The 14,478-nt window shown below is 36.8% G+C and carries 13 protein-coding genes, 1 tRNA gene and 1 pseudogene; 12 read left to right on the top strand and 3 right to left on the bottom strand.

All coding sequences use genetic code 11. The features are described 5' to 3' along the window. From BM073_RS18140 to BM073_RS14240, 8 genes and pseudogenes are all read left to right on the top strand, one after another. A pseudogene (locus BM073_RS18140) lies at positions 1–465 on the top strand (hypothetical protein); the annotation flags it as partial. Between the two features lie 371 nt (positions 466–836). Continuing rightward, the gene (locus BM073_RS14210; protein WP_091655000.1) at positions 837–2,354 is read left to right on the top strand and encodes a DUF4394 domain-containing protein; all 1,518 of its coding nucleotides are present in this window, start codon (positions 837–839) and stop codon (positions 2,352–2,354) included. A 277-nt stretch (positions 2,355–2,631) separates the two neighbouring features. Further along, entirely contained in the window at positions 2,632–3,702 is a 1,071-nt protein-coding gene (locus BM073_RS14215; protein ID WP_091655001.1) for an acyl-CoA dehydrogenase family protein, read from the top strand. Between the two features lie 85 nt (positions 3,703–3,787). After that, complete coding sequence (locus BM073_RS14220; protein ID WP_091655002.1) at positions 3,788–4,360, top strand: Crp/Fnr family transcriptional regulator; 573 nt, start codon at positions 3,788–3,790, stop codon at positions 4,358–4,360. A 78-nt stretch (positions 4,361–4,438) separates the two neighbouring features. Further along, entirely contained in the window at positions 4,439–5,314 is an 876-nt protein-coding gene (locus BM073_RS14225) for a pirin family protein (protein WP_091655113.1), read from the top strand. Positions 5,315–5,588: 274 nt separating this feature from the next. Next, positions 5,589–5,673, top strand: a tRNA-Ser gene (locus tag BM073_RS14230). A 405-nt stretch (positions 5,674–6,078) separates the two neighbouring features. Continuing rightward, positions 6,079–6,618 (top strand): hypothetical protein, encoded by a 540-nt coding sequence (locus BM073_RS14235; RefSeq protein ID WP_091655003.1) that lies wholly within the window; start codon positions 6,079–6,081, stop codon positions 6,616–6,618. A gap of 36 nt (positions 6,619–6,654) precedes the next feature. Beyond that, the gene (locus tag BM073_RS14240; RefSeq protein WP_091655004.1) at positions 6,655–7,245 is read left to right on the top strand and encodes a hypothetical protein; all 591 of its coding nucleotides are present in this window, start codon (positions 6,655–6,657) and stop codon (positions 7,243–7,245) included. A 14-nt stretch (positions 7,246–7,259) separates the two neighbouring features. On the opposite strand, the gene BM073_RS14245 is transcribed toward BM073_RS14240, so the two are convergent. After that, positions 7,260–7,589 carry a hypothetical protein gene (locus BM073_RS14245; protein WP_091655005.1) on the bottom strand — a complete coding sequence of 110 codons (330 nt, stop codon included), beginning with the start codon at positions 7,587–7,589 and terminating at the stop codon, positions 7,260–7,262. 5 nt (positions 7,590–7,594) lie between these two features. Further along, positions 7,595–8,509: a helix-turn-helix transcriptional regulator gene (locus BM073_RS14250; protein ID WP_091655006.1), complete on the bottom strand. Its 915-nt coding sequence runs from the start codon at positions 8,507–8,509 to the stop codon at positions 7,595–7,597. A gap of 110 nt (positions 8,510–8,619) precedes the next feature. On the opposite strand from BM073_RS14250, the gene BM073_RS14255 reads away from it, so the two are divergent. Further along, positions 8,620–10,359 (top strand): ClpB D2-like domain containing protein, encoded by a 1,740-nt coding sequence (locus BM073_RS14255; protein WP_175557923.1) that lies wholly within the window; start codon positions 8,620–8,622, stop codon positions 10,357–10,359. Between the two features lie 12 nt (positions 10,360–10,371). Further along, a complete protein-coding gene (locus BM073_RS14260) occupies positions 10,372–10,914 on the top strand; it encodes a hypothetical protein (RefSeq protein ID WP_091655008.1) in 543 nt (180 codons plus the stop codon). Between the two features lie 63 nt (positions 10,915–10,977). Here the strand turns inward: BM073_RS14260 and BM073_RS14265 are convergent, their stop codons facing one another. After that, positions 10,978–12,330: an AAA family ATPase gene (locus tag BM073_RS14265; protein ID WP_091655009.1), complete on the bottom strand. Its 1,353-nt coding sequence runs from the start codon at positions 12,328–12,330 to the stop codon at positions 10,978–10,980. Positions 12,331–12,503: 173 nt separating this feature from the next. Between BM073_RS14265 and BM073_RS14270 the strand changes: the two genes are divergently transcribed. Together BM073_RS14270 and BM073_RS14275 are read left to right on the top strand one after the other, a co-directional pair. Next, entirely contained in the window at positions 12,504–12,938 is a 435-nt protein-coding gene (locus BM073_RS14270) for a hypothetical protein (RefSeq protein ID WP_091655010.1), read from the top strand. A gap of 362 nt (positions 12,939–13,300) precedes the next feature. After that, positions 13,301–14,062, top strand: coding sequence for an 8-oxoguanine DNA glycosylase OGG fold protein (locus BM073_RS14275; protein WP_091655011.1), 762 nt, complete (start codon positions 13,301–13,303; stop codon positions 14,060–14,062). Positions 14,063–14,478: the final 416 nt, after the last annotated feature.

Raw genomic sequence — 14,478 nt, forward strand, 5'->3', positions numbered from 1 at the left:
AATTATAGAGCAGTGATGCGAAAAGCAATCAGCAGAGCCGTGGGCAATGGAGTAAAACTCAAAGGGATGATTCATCATAGCGATGGAGGCAAGCAGTATGAGAGCGAGGTATACAAGAAGTTGTGTAATCGACACGGAATTCTTCAAAGTATGTGCATGTATTCTTACGAGAACCCCTATGCAGAGAAAACAAACGATCTGATAAATAGTGGATACTTGAATTACTGGAAGCCAAAGAAACTTGAAGAATTGAGAAAATGTCAGAAAAAAGCAGTCGCTGACCACAACAAGAAAAGAAGAAAGAAAGTACTCAATGGACTTTCTCCCCTCCAATATAAATCAATGTTGCAAACTCAACCTTCAATAGCATATACCTTGAAATTGAAGCCCAGAAATCCTGAACAACCAAGAAAAAGAGTACCTCAAAATGTAAATAAATTAACAATCCACAAGACAGAATTGTGACAACCAAAATCAGGCAAGGTCATGAAGCGAGAAGCGAGAGACGAGATGCTAGAGCCGAGTTGATAAGATAATTACGAGCGGAAGAGAAGATTTTATCCTCATTACACCTTTTGAAGGATTTGAACGGTGAACAGTTCTTGATTTTTTACTCAATTACCCGATTCCACAATTACTCAATAAGCTTCTAAAATTTTTAGGCAGTATTGAATGGCAATCCATGAACATTCAATTTTTTCAATTAATCAAATACACAATTACTCATTTCCGCAGTTACTCAATTCACCTAAAAATTCTACAATATTTTCTTCGATAGTCAATCCATAGAAAAAAATCTCTTCGTATATCCGAATTATTTAACAACAACTACTCATATGAATAATTTCTTAAAACGAGCGATGCTTCCTGGAATTTTTTCTGCTCTAGCCATATTTACAGGATGCGAAGAAGATCCCATGGTTCCTAGATTTGAAGCAGCTGATGCTACACCGGAAGTAAACTTCACAGCACTGACTTCCGATGGAAGGATTCTTTACTTTGAAGGAGGAAATCTGTCCAATGCTGCGAAAACACTGAACTTGAGTAATCTGGGTTCTGGAGAGCAGATTGTTTCCATAGATTACAGACCAGCTACCGGACAATTATACGGTTTGAGTTCTGCCAGCAGATTGTACCATATCAATGAAAACAGCGGAGTTGCAACTGCTTTAGGACAAGCTTCTTTTAGTCCAGCTTTTCAAGGTGCAAATCCCTCATTGGATTTCAATCCGACAGTTGACCGTATCAGATTGGTTACAGAATCTGGTCAAAACCTGAGACTACATCCAGAACTAGGAACAGTAGTGGCTACAGACGGAAATATCAATGGAGGTTTCAGGCCAAGAATTGGGGCGGTAGCCTATACCAATAGCTTTTCTGGAGCATCTTCTACTATTTTATATGATATAGATTTCGAGCAGGATAAACTTTATCAGCAAGTTCCACCGAATGATGGCGGCCTGGTCGAGGTTGGAAACCTACAGGTGGATTTCGAGGGAGAGGGTGATATGGATATTTTACCTGACAATTCTTTGGCGCTTGCAGTTACAAGATATTTAAACCAAAGCAGACTATACACCATTGATTTATCTTCAGGAAGAGCCAATTGGGTTGGGGTATTTACCGATCCAGTAATCAGCATTTCATTCAAAACAGATCCTATAGCATACGCAGCAGTAGGTGCAACTTTCTACAGATTCAATCCATTAAACCCTAGCAACCAGACTATGGCTCCATTTACTGGTTTGGCCATGGGTGAAACTATAGTAGGATTGGATTATAGACCAATCAATGGGCAGTTATTAGCTATTTCAAATAGAAGTAGACTTTACTCGGTAAACCCTTCGAATGCGGCTTTAAGCCCAATCGGACAAGCTCTAAGCCCTGCAGTTGCTGGGAATTTCGTGGGATTTGATTTCAATCCAACTGTAGATAGAATCAGATTGGTAACAGAGACAGGTCAAAATTTGAGACTACATCCAAGTTTAGGTACAGTAGTAGCAGTAGATGGGTCATTGAATCCTGGCTCTCCATTTGTGACCGGTGCTGCCTATACCAATACTTTTGCTGGTACCACTTCAACAGAACTATTTGTCATTGATAGTCAATCCAATAGATTACTAAAGCAAAGCCCTCCAAATGATGGGGTTTTGGTGGATGTTGGGCCTTTGGGAGTTGATTTTGATGCGGATAATGGCTTTGATATCGGAGGAACAAGTAATTTGGCCTATGCCGTATTAAGAGTTGGAAACGCATCTGCCGTTTACAGAATTAACTTGATGACCGGAGCAGCCACAAAAGTGTCAGACTTGAATTTCAATCCAACAGCTATGGCAGTTGGACAAGGATTCTAATAGAGTTTCGGTAAATCATAGCTCAATCCCCCTTTGCTTACTTTTGGCTTGAATATTCAACCATCTGGAAAGTAGAGGGGGATTTTTATTGGATTTAAGAAATCCAAAGAAAACTCTGTTTTTATCCAATGCACATCGTGCGGGTTCGAACGGTGAACAATGAACTCTGAACAATAACAGGTTTTAATCAATTACTCAGTTACTCAATTCCCCAGTCACTCAATTTTCCATTCCCCCAATAACTAATACCTTTGACAGATAACTCGAAAAGATTCCAATGAACTCTAAACTTTTTGATAGCACATCGGCTGCCCAAGCTGAAAAACTGGGAAGATTGCTGCCCGAGTGGATAGCTGAAATTGAAAGAGAAAAATTGTTCCAATTATTCGTGCCCAAAAGACTTGGCGGTTTGGGTTTGACCCTTTCCCAAGGACTGATGGTGGAGGAGAAATTGGCAAAACTGGACGGGAGCTTGGGTTGGACAGTAACCTTATGTGCTGGCGCACTTTGGTTTGTAGGCTTTTTAGATCAAAAACTGATTGAAGAAACTTTTCCAAACACACAATTATGTTTCGCAGGAAGTGGACATGTAGGCGGGAGAGCGGTTAAAACCGAAAAAGGATACCGCGTTTCCGGTCATTGGACTTATGCATCAGGAGCTTTGCATGCTTCTCACTTGACTGCCAATTGTGAAATATGGGACAATGGAGAGCAGGTAATGAACTCAAACGGAGAGCCATTGATCTATGCTTTTATTTTGAAGAAAGAGGAAGTTAGAATTTTGGACTCTTGGCATTATATGGGAATGATTGCTACCGGAAGTTATGCTTTCAATTGTGAAAATATAGATGTCCCATTTCAAAGGGAGTTTCAAATTTTGCCTGAATCAGCGAGCTTACCTGATCCCATTTTTCAATATCCATTTCTTCAGTTGGCCGAAGCGACTCTGGCTGTCAACATTTTAGGGATCAGCCTGCATTTACAAGAGTTGATCAGGGAGTCCTTTTGGAAAAGAATTGAGAAGAAGCATTTTTCAGAAAACCAGTTGGCTTATGCCAATCAGCTTTTTGAGGATACGGCTGTCCAATTAGGAAAGGTAAAGGTTGCTCTTTATGGGGCAGTGGAGAAATCCTGGTCTGAATTGGAAAGAAATGGAGCAATCAAGGACAATACTTTACAAGAGGTTTCCAAAATGAGTAGAGCATTGGTTCAAGTTGCTAGAACCTGTAATGCAAGTATTTATCCCTTGGCAGGCTTGGAAGCTGCAAAAAGTGATTCCGAACTGAATAGGGTTTGGAGGGATTTCAATACCGTAAGCCAGCATTCCTTATTGACCTTTCCATTTTAAATGAGTAAAAAAGCCAGATTTATAGCCGAATTGGGCTTTTTCTCTCTTAGATTTTATACTTTCAGTTTTCCAGCCTAAGTGCGTCATGAACAAATCACTTTTTGAAATTCAGAAAATAACTCAAAGTCAGAATTTTTTGGAAGAAATATTTTCCAATTGTAATTCAAAAGTTATCCCTAAGAATGAGTTTCTTCTCAAAGCAGGTGAGCATTGTACACATGCCTTTTTTGTAAAAAAGGGCGTATTGAGGCAATTTGTTCTGAGCGAAGAGGGAAAGGAAAGCATTGTGCTTTTTGCATCAGAAAACTGGATTTTAGCTGATAGGGCTAGTACCTATTTTCAGGAGCCATCCGAATTTTATATACAGGCAGTAGAGAGTAGCAAAGTATATTTTTTGGATGAAAAATTTATTCAGGAGCTATCTATGAAAAACACGGATTTTTTCGATTTGAATACCAAGATGCTACACAATCATATTCGTCATCTTCAAAATCGGATCAAACATCTGTTAAGCCTAAACTCCAGAGATAAATATCTACAGTTTGTGAAGCAATATCCGGACTTGTATGGAAGAGTTCCGCAAAGTATGATCGCTTCTTATTTAGGAATGACTCCGGAGACATTGAGCAGAATTCGAAGAGAAGTGAGCCACGAATAACTTAGGTAATTACTTATTTTAGATCAATTTCCGGATTGCTTGCCTGGGCTATTTTTGTATAAAAAAGAAAGGAATACCATGAAAACCAGATCTGTAGAATTAATTACCCAGCCCACTACTCCCCATTTTGTAGGAGATGGATTTAGGGTTCATAATTTCATCCCCAGTCAAGAGGGTTTGAGTATGCAGAGAATGGATCCATTTATCATGCTGGATTATAACTCTCCTCATCATTTTGCTCCTTCAGTCCGTCCGAAAGGTGTGGGAGTACATCCTCATAGGGGTTTTGAGACGGTGACGATTGCTTATAAAGGAAGAATAGCGCATCATGATAGCAGTGGGGGTGGTGGAATAATCGGTGAAGGAGATGTGCAATGGATGACTGCGGGGAGTGGTGTGTTGCATAAAGAATACCACGAAGAAGAATTCAGTAAAAAAGGAGGTCTGTTTCAGATGGTTCAATTGTGGGTAAACCTACCCTCAGAACATAAAATGACCAATCCGGGATATCAGGCAATCAAGAATGATAGCATCCCAAAAGTAAGCAAGGATGAAGGTAGGGTAGAAGTGGAGGTCATTGCCGGAAAGTTTGAGGAAGAGCGAGGAGTTGCTCATACTTTCTCTCCGATTTATCTGTATAATATTAGGATGAAATCCGAGGGGAAATTAGAGTTAGGGTTACCGGAAAACTTCAATACTTCCTTTTTGGTGTTGGAGGGGAAAGTCAAGTTAAATGGTCAAGAGGTGTTGGAACAAAATCAATTAGCCCTGATGAAAAATGAGGAAGGTGTAATTGAGGTACAGGCAATTGAAGACTCATTGGTTTTGCTATTGAGTGGGAAACCCTTGGCAGAGCCTATTGCTGCCCATGGCCCTTTTGTGATGAATACAAGGTCGGAATTGATGCAGGCTTTCCGAGATTTTGAGGCTGGGAAGTTTGGTTATTTGGAATAAAAAATATGGATACCCGTTTTCTTACCAGTATTGACAAAAACACGGCTTATTGTCTGCTAAAAGGATCAGAATCCGGAAGCTTCGGTCTTCGGTCATCGGTCTTCCAACCAGCCAAGCAAGGAAAATAAGGCAACTGGCATGATTGCGGATAATCAGAAAAAAAATATATGTCTTAAAAATCAGTCGTTTAGAATAAAAACTATGTTTGGGCTTTGCAAAAGTTGAGTTTCATCTTACTTTTGCAATCCCAAACAATAAGAATTGTGGGGAATATAGAGGAGTGGCAGAGTGGTCGATTGCGGCGGTCTTGAAAACCGTTGTACCGCGAGGTACCGGGGGTTCGAATCCCTCCTCCTCTGCAAAAGAAAACCAGTTCAAGAAAATGGACTGGTTTTTTTGTTTCTTCATAATCGGAAAATGGTGTGGAGGGATGAGAACCCTTGGGTTTGAAATCGACTGAAAGGAGATTCGCGAGGGGAAGTGCGGCATGCCATGCGGGTATGAGCAATCCCTCCTCCTCTGCATTCAAAAAGCCAGACGAAAGTCTAGCTTTTTTCATTTATAGTGGTCTGCTTTCTCTGGAATCTCCGCTTGATTTTAAGATTTTTATCTGGAGCTGTTTGACTTTAGGGTTTCTAAGACAGAAGTAAAAGCATCATCATCATTCTTTTTGAATTTTAAAATAAATCTAAATTGCAATATTTTTTTCAACGACAAGTTTTGACGCCAAGCCCCATATTTTTGTCTCAGAATTCAATGACAAAGTGGAAAAAAGGGAGAGACATTTGATCGTTTGTGGAAGATATGCAGATGCCTTTCTTTCAAGTTACAGGAATGAATTATCATTTGATTCCTGTATTGTAGTCAATGATTTATTTGAAGGGATTTATCCTCAAAATACGGAGTTTATCTATTTCAAAGAATATAAGCATTTCTCATCCTTAATAGCGAGGAGAAAAATGCCTGAAATTTTAAAAGAAGTATTGAAAACATTGAGGGGTGATATCATCTGCTTTGCAGCTTTGGGTCATGGAAGTGGTACAGGAATTTATCGAGCCATAGGAAATTTCTTCCGGACACTAAATGAACCGGAGAGATTAAAGTTTGTCAGTATCAGGCCATGGGAAACAGAAGGTGATTATGCTGTTTCCCAGGCGAATGAAGCTGTTTTGGAGCATACTGATATGTTCATTCAAATGTCACTTTCTATAAGCAAGGTGAAGCAATATATGAATGCTCGCAATATTGAAGAGGCATATCAAGTAGCTGATAAGTGGGCTGTAAAAATGCTACAGGTTCTTTAAAAGAAAATATTCATTTCAAAAATAAATTTAACATTCATGAAAAATCAAATTGAAATAGCGAAAGTTGAGTTTGTAAAAAAGTACAATAATGAAAAGTCTGTTGAAAGAGCGCTTTCAAGAGCATTGAATGCCTCTGTTCAGCATAACTCTCTTTATGCACCTTCTGTCTCTATGACTGAAAGAAAAGCTGTAAGAAAGGCTTGGATAGAGAAGCTGGTAGAGCTTTCGAAGGAATATCAAAATGGTGCCGATATTGAAACCTTTCATGCACAGGTATTGGAGTTGAGAGATTATATGAATAGAAATTTTTCTGAGTATTTCAGAAATGATGTACATCCTAAATATGGCTATAATCCTGGCTTTAGGATTTCTCATGCACAAAAAAGCTTGTCAGTTTTTCTGAAACACTTGTGGTGTATGGGAATGATTGATACGCCACCCATTTGTCCGGTAGATAGGGTGATTTTGGAAAAAATCGGAAAGAAAGGGAAAAGTGCTGCATGGGGTTATGTCAATACCATGGAAGAGCACAAGGAAAAATTAGGGTTTATTTTTAGTCATATTCAAAAGACTAACAACCCTAATGTTGCTGTAGCTGTTTGGGAACTCTTAGAGTTCCCAAACTAACTAAAGGGCATGCGTTAAACTTGATAATGTCTGATTAAGACAGGAATGTAGGGAGCAAGTATGTGATTGGGTGTATCTGGCCATTTTTCAGTGTTGTATTGTCCAGATATGAATTTCTCAGTTGTAGGAAGGAAATCATATCTTTCTCGAACGGCGTTGAATATATTCTCATTTATGGGATAACTACTCTTTCCTGATGTGGTGGTAATCTCAATATTTTCTCCATTCTCTGAAATTGAAAATGATACTTCACTTTTTCCTCCCAATGTCTTTAGAGTAAGTGAGGTTAAATTGTTATTGATTAACTCCTCCTTTAATCGTGATTTGATTTCTTCGTAACTCATGTTTTTCAAGTTTTTAAAGGATTTAATTTATTGGTTTTTACTATATTATTTGAAATTTCAACTATTCTTTTTTTAAGAGATTCAGGCTTGATCACTTTTACCTGGTTCCCATAAGACAAAATCTCTGAGATTAACTCATGATTGATTTTAAGCTTTAGGCCTATGAGTAGGTTCTCTTCATCTTCTTCAATTATTTCCTGACTTGGGTGAATTGGCATCGACTTGATATAGTTGCCCTGTTCAATGGTAAAGGACAGGTGTATAGTTTCAACAGGTAAATTTTTATCGTTCAGGATACCAAAGACGTTATCATAATAACTTTTCAGATTCAAATCATCAGGTCTTGTAAATTTCCTTCCTGCAAATTCCAGTTCGAAGATCCTATCTAATCCAAAATTTCGAAGTTCATCTTTTTCGTTGAGCCCTATGAGGTACCAAGAGTATTTGATTTCCTTCAAAGCCAAAGGCTTTACTTCCCGAAATTGATCTGTTTTTTTCCATCCTTTGTGATGTTTAAATCTGATGATGGAGTTGCCCTTAATTGCTTTTACCAGTTTGGACAGATGCTCGGTTCCTTCAGCTTTTCTATCATCAAAAAAGACAATTCCCTCAAGTTCACTTGAAAATTGAAAGGCATTGACCATGTTAAAAATGCCAAGCATATTCTTTTTGATGGACGAAGACTCTTCTATATTTTTTTCATAGAGATCAGTCCTTTTGTTACATCGAATATCTATACCATAGGTATCTCTGATAATTTTCAAATCTCTCTGAAAAGTTCTCTTTGAATAAGAGCCCTGAATATCTTTCCTTTCAAACAGTTGAAACATTTTTTCTTGAGCTTTCTCCCAATAAAAGGGACCTAAATTTGAAAGTTCAATGATGGTTGAAAGCCTCTCTGTTACCTCATGTTGTTTCATATCATTATATACTTGCCAAAAAAAGTAAAACAAAATATCAAAAATTTTTCTAACGACAAGATTTGGCGCTAAGTCACTTTATTTTGAGGTTCAATTAAATGGAACCACCTATGCAAAATGACATCTTACTCGCTAAACATGAAAGACTTGAAAGTGCAAGAGCTGAGCTGAAAACCAGATTTTTTGGAATAGATCTGATGATAGACCAAGTAATAGATGGATTAAAGTCTTGGTATTTTTTTCCTGATTTTCAGGTAAGGCCTGTAATTATCAATCTATGGGGAATGACAGGCGTTGGGAAATCTGATTTGATTAAAAGTTTGCCTGAATTATTAGGCTTAGAGGAAAGATTTTATTCATTTGATTGTGGTGAATTGGGACCAAAAGGGATAGGCTCATTGAAAATTATTTTGTCCAATTTGATGGAAACCGGAAAAGGAAATATGAAACCATCAATTCTCCTTTTTGATGAATTTCAGATGATGAAAAGTCTTGGAGACGAGGGGCAAGAACTGTCAATGCCTGAAAGTAGAACGGTATGGCAGATTTTAGACAGTGGCCAGGTTGAACTATTTCAAAATACTGGGCTTGAAGACATATTTGGAATTCCTGTCATTGATTTGAGTAATGCTTTGATATTTGTGGTGGGCAACTTAGATGAGGCATTTTTGGATGCTAAAAGTCAGTCCTCAGACCTTTCTCCGGACCTTTTCTATCAGAGATCAAAAAAGATTAATCTTTCTGATATTAAAAGGGCTTTATCCTATAGGTTTAGATCTGAGCAGATAGCAAGGCTTGGCAATAATCATATTATTTATCCTTCTTTGGATTCGAATGCTTATAAAAAGATCATAGCTGAAGAGCTGCGTAAAATAAAGTGTTGGATATTAGACAAAGTAGGGATTCAGGTTGAATTTGCTGAATCAGTAAATCAATGGTTGTTTGATGAAGGAGTAGTTCCAACTCAAGGTGTTCGGCCACTTAAATCTACTATTCGCTATGCTGTTGAAGACAAGATGTCCAGTTTGTTTTTTGATGCAAAAAATTGCGGGAAGTCAATCAATAGGATTGGGGTTGATTATTTCAATTCGAAATTGGTAGCAAGCTTTTATGAAAATGATGAAAAAGTAGAGGAGAAAGAATATACTGCTACGGAGAAGACTATTCCTCTAAAATCCTCAAAAAACGACGACCAGCAAGCAATTACTGCTGTGCATGAATCTGGGCATGCTATTGTTCTGATGGATTTGACGGGGAAAATCCCAAATCAATTACTTTCAGTCAGTTCTGAATCAGGAGTAGAGGGCTTACTGAATTTTGATTCTGAGTATGTTTTAAGCCCTGAAATGTTAAAAAATAGGATGGCAGTGCTTTTCGGTGGTTTTGAAGCGGAGCGCCTTGTATTTGGTATAGACAAAGTAACAGATGGATCTTCCCATGATATAGAAAGTGCTACGGAACTTGCTATGATTTGTATTAAAAGATATGGATTTGGTAGTGAATTAATCCTGTTTGCAATTTCAAAAGAGGATTTTTGTCATGGTATTCATTCTATAGAAGCTATAGAAGACCGTGTAAAAGAATTTTTGAAAAATGCTCAACAGCAAACTGTTATAATCCTTCAAAGAGAAAAGCGCCTTTTGATGGAAATGGCTGCAATACTTTGTGATAAGCCTTCTTTGACTCCTGAGGAGGTGAAAAAATTGGTTCAGCAATATGGAACAGAGGAAATTAACAATGCTATATCTAAAGAAAGGATTGGATACAGAGAATCTCTTTTGAGGAAGGTGGAAGAAAATAGAAGTACTTATGAAAAGATAAAGCCCAATTTGGACTTATCAGCTAATTAAATTGAAATAGGTATGGGCAAAGAAGAATTGGTTATAAATAGGGAGGAGCTTTATGAGAGGATCTTTGAGGTCGTTCAGGATATTGAAAATGAATTATACGACTTAAATAAATCCGGGGTGTTTTTCGCCCCGGAATTGCACATTGTATTTGAAATCGGTAAAGCATTATTTCGAAATAGAAAAGCTCTTTTTGGTGATGAAAAAATTAATTGGCTTAGAGAAAGAAACTTTGGAAATGGAGGGCCCAGTGATTTAGCTTTTGAATTAAATCCAAAATCAGAATATGTGGTGTTTGAATTTAAAGTAGCAGATAAGTGGAGTAGTTATTTAGGTGATATCCAAAAGCTCCAAAGATTAAAAAACGATGAAAATATCACCTATCATCGTTTTTTCGTTGCTTTGGTAGATTCCTTTCTAGGTAAAGTCGATCCAAGAATTTTAGAGGTTCAAAATCCGTTTGGACTCAAACCGGAATTCAAAAGATCCTTCCCGGTATCTTATTCAGGATACAAATCATCTATGGATTGTACACTGGTGATTTATGAGGTCAAGTAGAACAGAGTTTTTTTGAATGGGCAGAGTTTTGTAAGTCACTTGGATATTTTTGATAATGGTTTATCACTTGGAAGAAGGTAAAGGAAAGAAGAATTTGAAGGGGTTTCTATTGGGCTTTTCCATGAAACACTCGTAACCATTCTCTTTTCTTCGAACGGTAATCTGTTCTATTGAATGATGCATACCTGCAGCCATATGAAGTGACGGCAAGAAGTCTCCAATCAAGTGATCCATTGTATGGATTAATGGTCTAAGGCCCAAAGCTGGAATAACTCCATCGTTAAATATTTTTTCCTGAATATTTTCTTCAAAGGTCAAAAGTATCCCTGTTTCCTCTTTAAATTTTTGAGAGGTAAGATGTAAATGGTTCTTAATAAATTGAAAGTAGGCGTCTGCACTTAAGCAGGGGAATATTAAATGATGAGCGCCAAGATGAGAAAGCTGATTGAGGCTGAGGTGGGGCAGGAGCAATTTTTTAATTTTCCTACTGTCTACCTGCATGGCCTCTTGGAAAAACTGTTCTGGAGAAAGCCCTAAGGATTCGTGGGATTTGGAATAGGCTTCATCTAAAGTTCCGATCACAAAAAATACAGACTGAGAGAAATCCACATGCACTGGAGAAATAGATCTTCTCAGCATTTCATCTAAAAATAGCTTGATTTGTCCCTCATCCATGGTTCGTATATGAGATATAAAATCAGTATAGGTAGTAAAATCATGCAACTTGGATTCGTATAAAATCTTCGCTTCTCTTTTGGAGAAAATGAATTGAGGAGGTTGGGTGTTAATTAAATCAGATCGTTTGATGGCACCAGTATTCATGTTAAGAGGAATATCTCGTTCTTCATAGAAGTCGATACATTCAGTAGATACCAGACCTTTTTCGATTTTAATGCCATCATTAAACCAATTTATAAAATCCATATAAACCTCTTTGACCCGATGCAATTCATATTCCAAGGGATCCATCTCCATTTTCCCTTCACTCAAAAGTTGCCAAATAGGACTATTGCTGGAAGGGATTTCAAATACCTGAATTGGCTTCTCTTGAAATAAGTATTGAATGTCATCGATGATAAAAATGCCATTGACCTGATCATTGATAGTGGAAAGGGTCTTGAGTTTAGACAAGAAGTCGGTGATGCTACCACTTTTTCTGGCACTACATTCAACTAACAGGTTACTTAAATTAATCTCTCGGACTAATTCTTTGATGAAAGAAGTTTTACCCACCCCGCTTGGTCCCCAAAGGTTAATGATCACTGGCCTTTTCTGATTTTCCGGAGAGCAGAACCAAGCTTGAAGTCTTTGAGTGATTTCGAAAGAAAGGCTTCCTGTCCAGGGGAACAGTTTTAACAATTCATATCGAACCTCAGTAAGTTTCTCAATTTTCCGAAAATTGTCATTTTTTCTCATAGCCTGTGGATTTGATTCAGTTTGTTTAAAAAAAGCAGAATCATTTTGCTAATTGCTATGAGTAGCTCAAAATTTTTTCGGGTTTATTTTTCAAGAAATTTTGATGTTTTGGAGGCTGACAGAATTTGAAATTATCAAAATTAATTTTGTAGTTTTAATGAAATTGAAAAATCATGAATTTTGAATCTTTGTCATTTCCTGAACCTTTTGATCCTCATCCTATCAAAGTCAAACTAAATAACGGGAAGTATGCGAATCTTGAAAGTTTTCATCTAAGCTTTACTTATGCCGGATTGTTGGAAGGAACTCCAGGGAAAGAGACCAATCAAATTATTATTGATGAGATTCGAGAATTTAAGGTGTGGGGAAAGAGGAAAATATATTCAACTGTTCCCCGAGAGGAAGACTTGAAAGAAATATTACCCTTATTTTCATATTTTGCTTGGATTTCCTCTTTCGCAACCGCTAAAGATCCCCTTTCTGATGGCTCAGAATTGATAATCCATCGGTTTGAAAAGTCAATGGAGGGAAAGTCTATTCAACTAATGATTCAAAGTGTTGTTGACCAGATTGATTGGGAAAATGAGGCTGAGGATTATCTTTTTTGATTAGAAACTATTGAGTTGTTAAACCGTTTAAGAATGCCTTCAGGAATTGTACTTAAGTTGTGAAAAGAACAAAGTCACATCTATATAACCTTCCGCTAAGGAATAGAGGCTTTTCATATAAGATTTTTTAATGGTTTTACTCATGGACCTTTCTCAAATGCAGGATTAAAATGTAAAGAAGAAAATGTGCAAATCTATGTGAGTTTAAAGTGATCAAATGAATAGTGTTCTAACAATATTTTGCATCTTATATTTATCTGATTGAAAACACTTAAAAAAGTCCTTAATAAAAAAGTTCCTGCTAAAAGAAATTTGGAATCCTCTAAAGATTGATTTAGTTTTTATAGAAAAAAATATTCGAGATGTCATTATTTGAAGAGTCAATTTTAAGGAAATTAAAGGAAATAAATTTTAAGCCTCAGGGAGTTATAGGAGAAGCCCCGTCATCATGGTCTATGGAAATGGGGTTAAAACATGAATTCAGTTTGTCAGACAATATACTCGATAGGGAATCCGTCAGAAAAATTTGTTTAGATATAAATACAGACCCATTAATTGGCTATTTACATGCTATGGCTTGGGGAGGACAAGGAAAAGGGCCAGGTGGAAAAAGTGTGGTAAATCGTGCATGGAATAATAAAGAAATAATTAAAGACAAGTTATATAATCTTAGAAAGGGGAGATCTTCTCGTTTTGAAGCTTACAATCTTTTTTCAGGAAAAAATGAAGTTCCTGGTTTAGGTCCAGCTTATTTCACTAAACTATTGTATTTTTTTTCACCTGAGCCGAATATGTACATCATGGACCAATGGACTACAAAGCCTATTCTTCTATTAACAGGTAAAAATATTATCAGACATACCTCTCAGGGGCCAACAAAATTCAATACTGGTAAGAACTATGAATTATTCTGTTCGATAATTGATTATCTAGCTCCTATAATAGGTGCTCAAAATGGTGATGAAGTTGAGCAGAGACTTTTTTCTGTTGGAAGTATAAAAAAGAAACCTAGAGGAGAATTTAGACAATATGTGTTTGATCTCTGGAACAATCGCCCCAAGTTTAATAGATATCAAGAGAAAATGGTTGATGAATTATTACTAAAAATCAATGAATCTAATTGATAAAATCAGTATACGTTTGGATTTCTTTTAAGATAAGCATCCATATTATTGAGAAACAACTGAAAAGTAGAGCATTTAGATTTAAATTTTCCTATCCACTTTTTTGGTGGAGAATTTCAAAATCAATTACGATTATTTTGTTTTCAACATAATTCAATGTGGCCAAACTGGGCAGAGTTGATTTCGAATTGAGACTTAAAAATGATATTAATCAAAAGTGTCAAAATCTCGAGAAATAACTTCCTTAATCCTAGCAAGATAAAGTGAACAATGACCTTCCTTTTTTGCGGGTTTTATAATTTAAGATTTTGATGAACTATCTTTTAGATAAATGTAAATTTTATACTTTTTTTGATAAAAAAACAATCCCCCAAAATGGAGGATTGCTTTAGATTAAGATTTAATTTTCAAAGATA

The sequence above is a fragment of the Algoriphagus ornithinivorans genome, from assembly GCF_900115305.1.
GTDB lineage: Bacteria > Bacteroidota > Bacteroidia > Cytophagales > Cyclobacteriaceae > Algoriphagus > Algoriphagus ornithinivorans.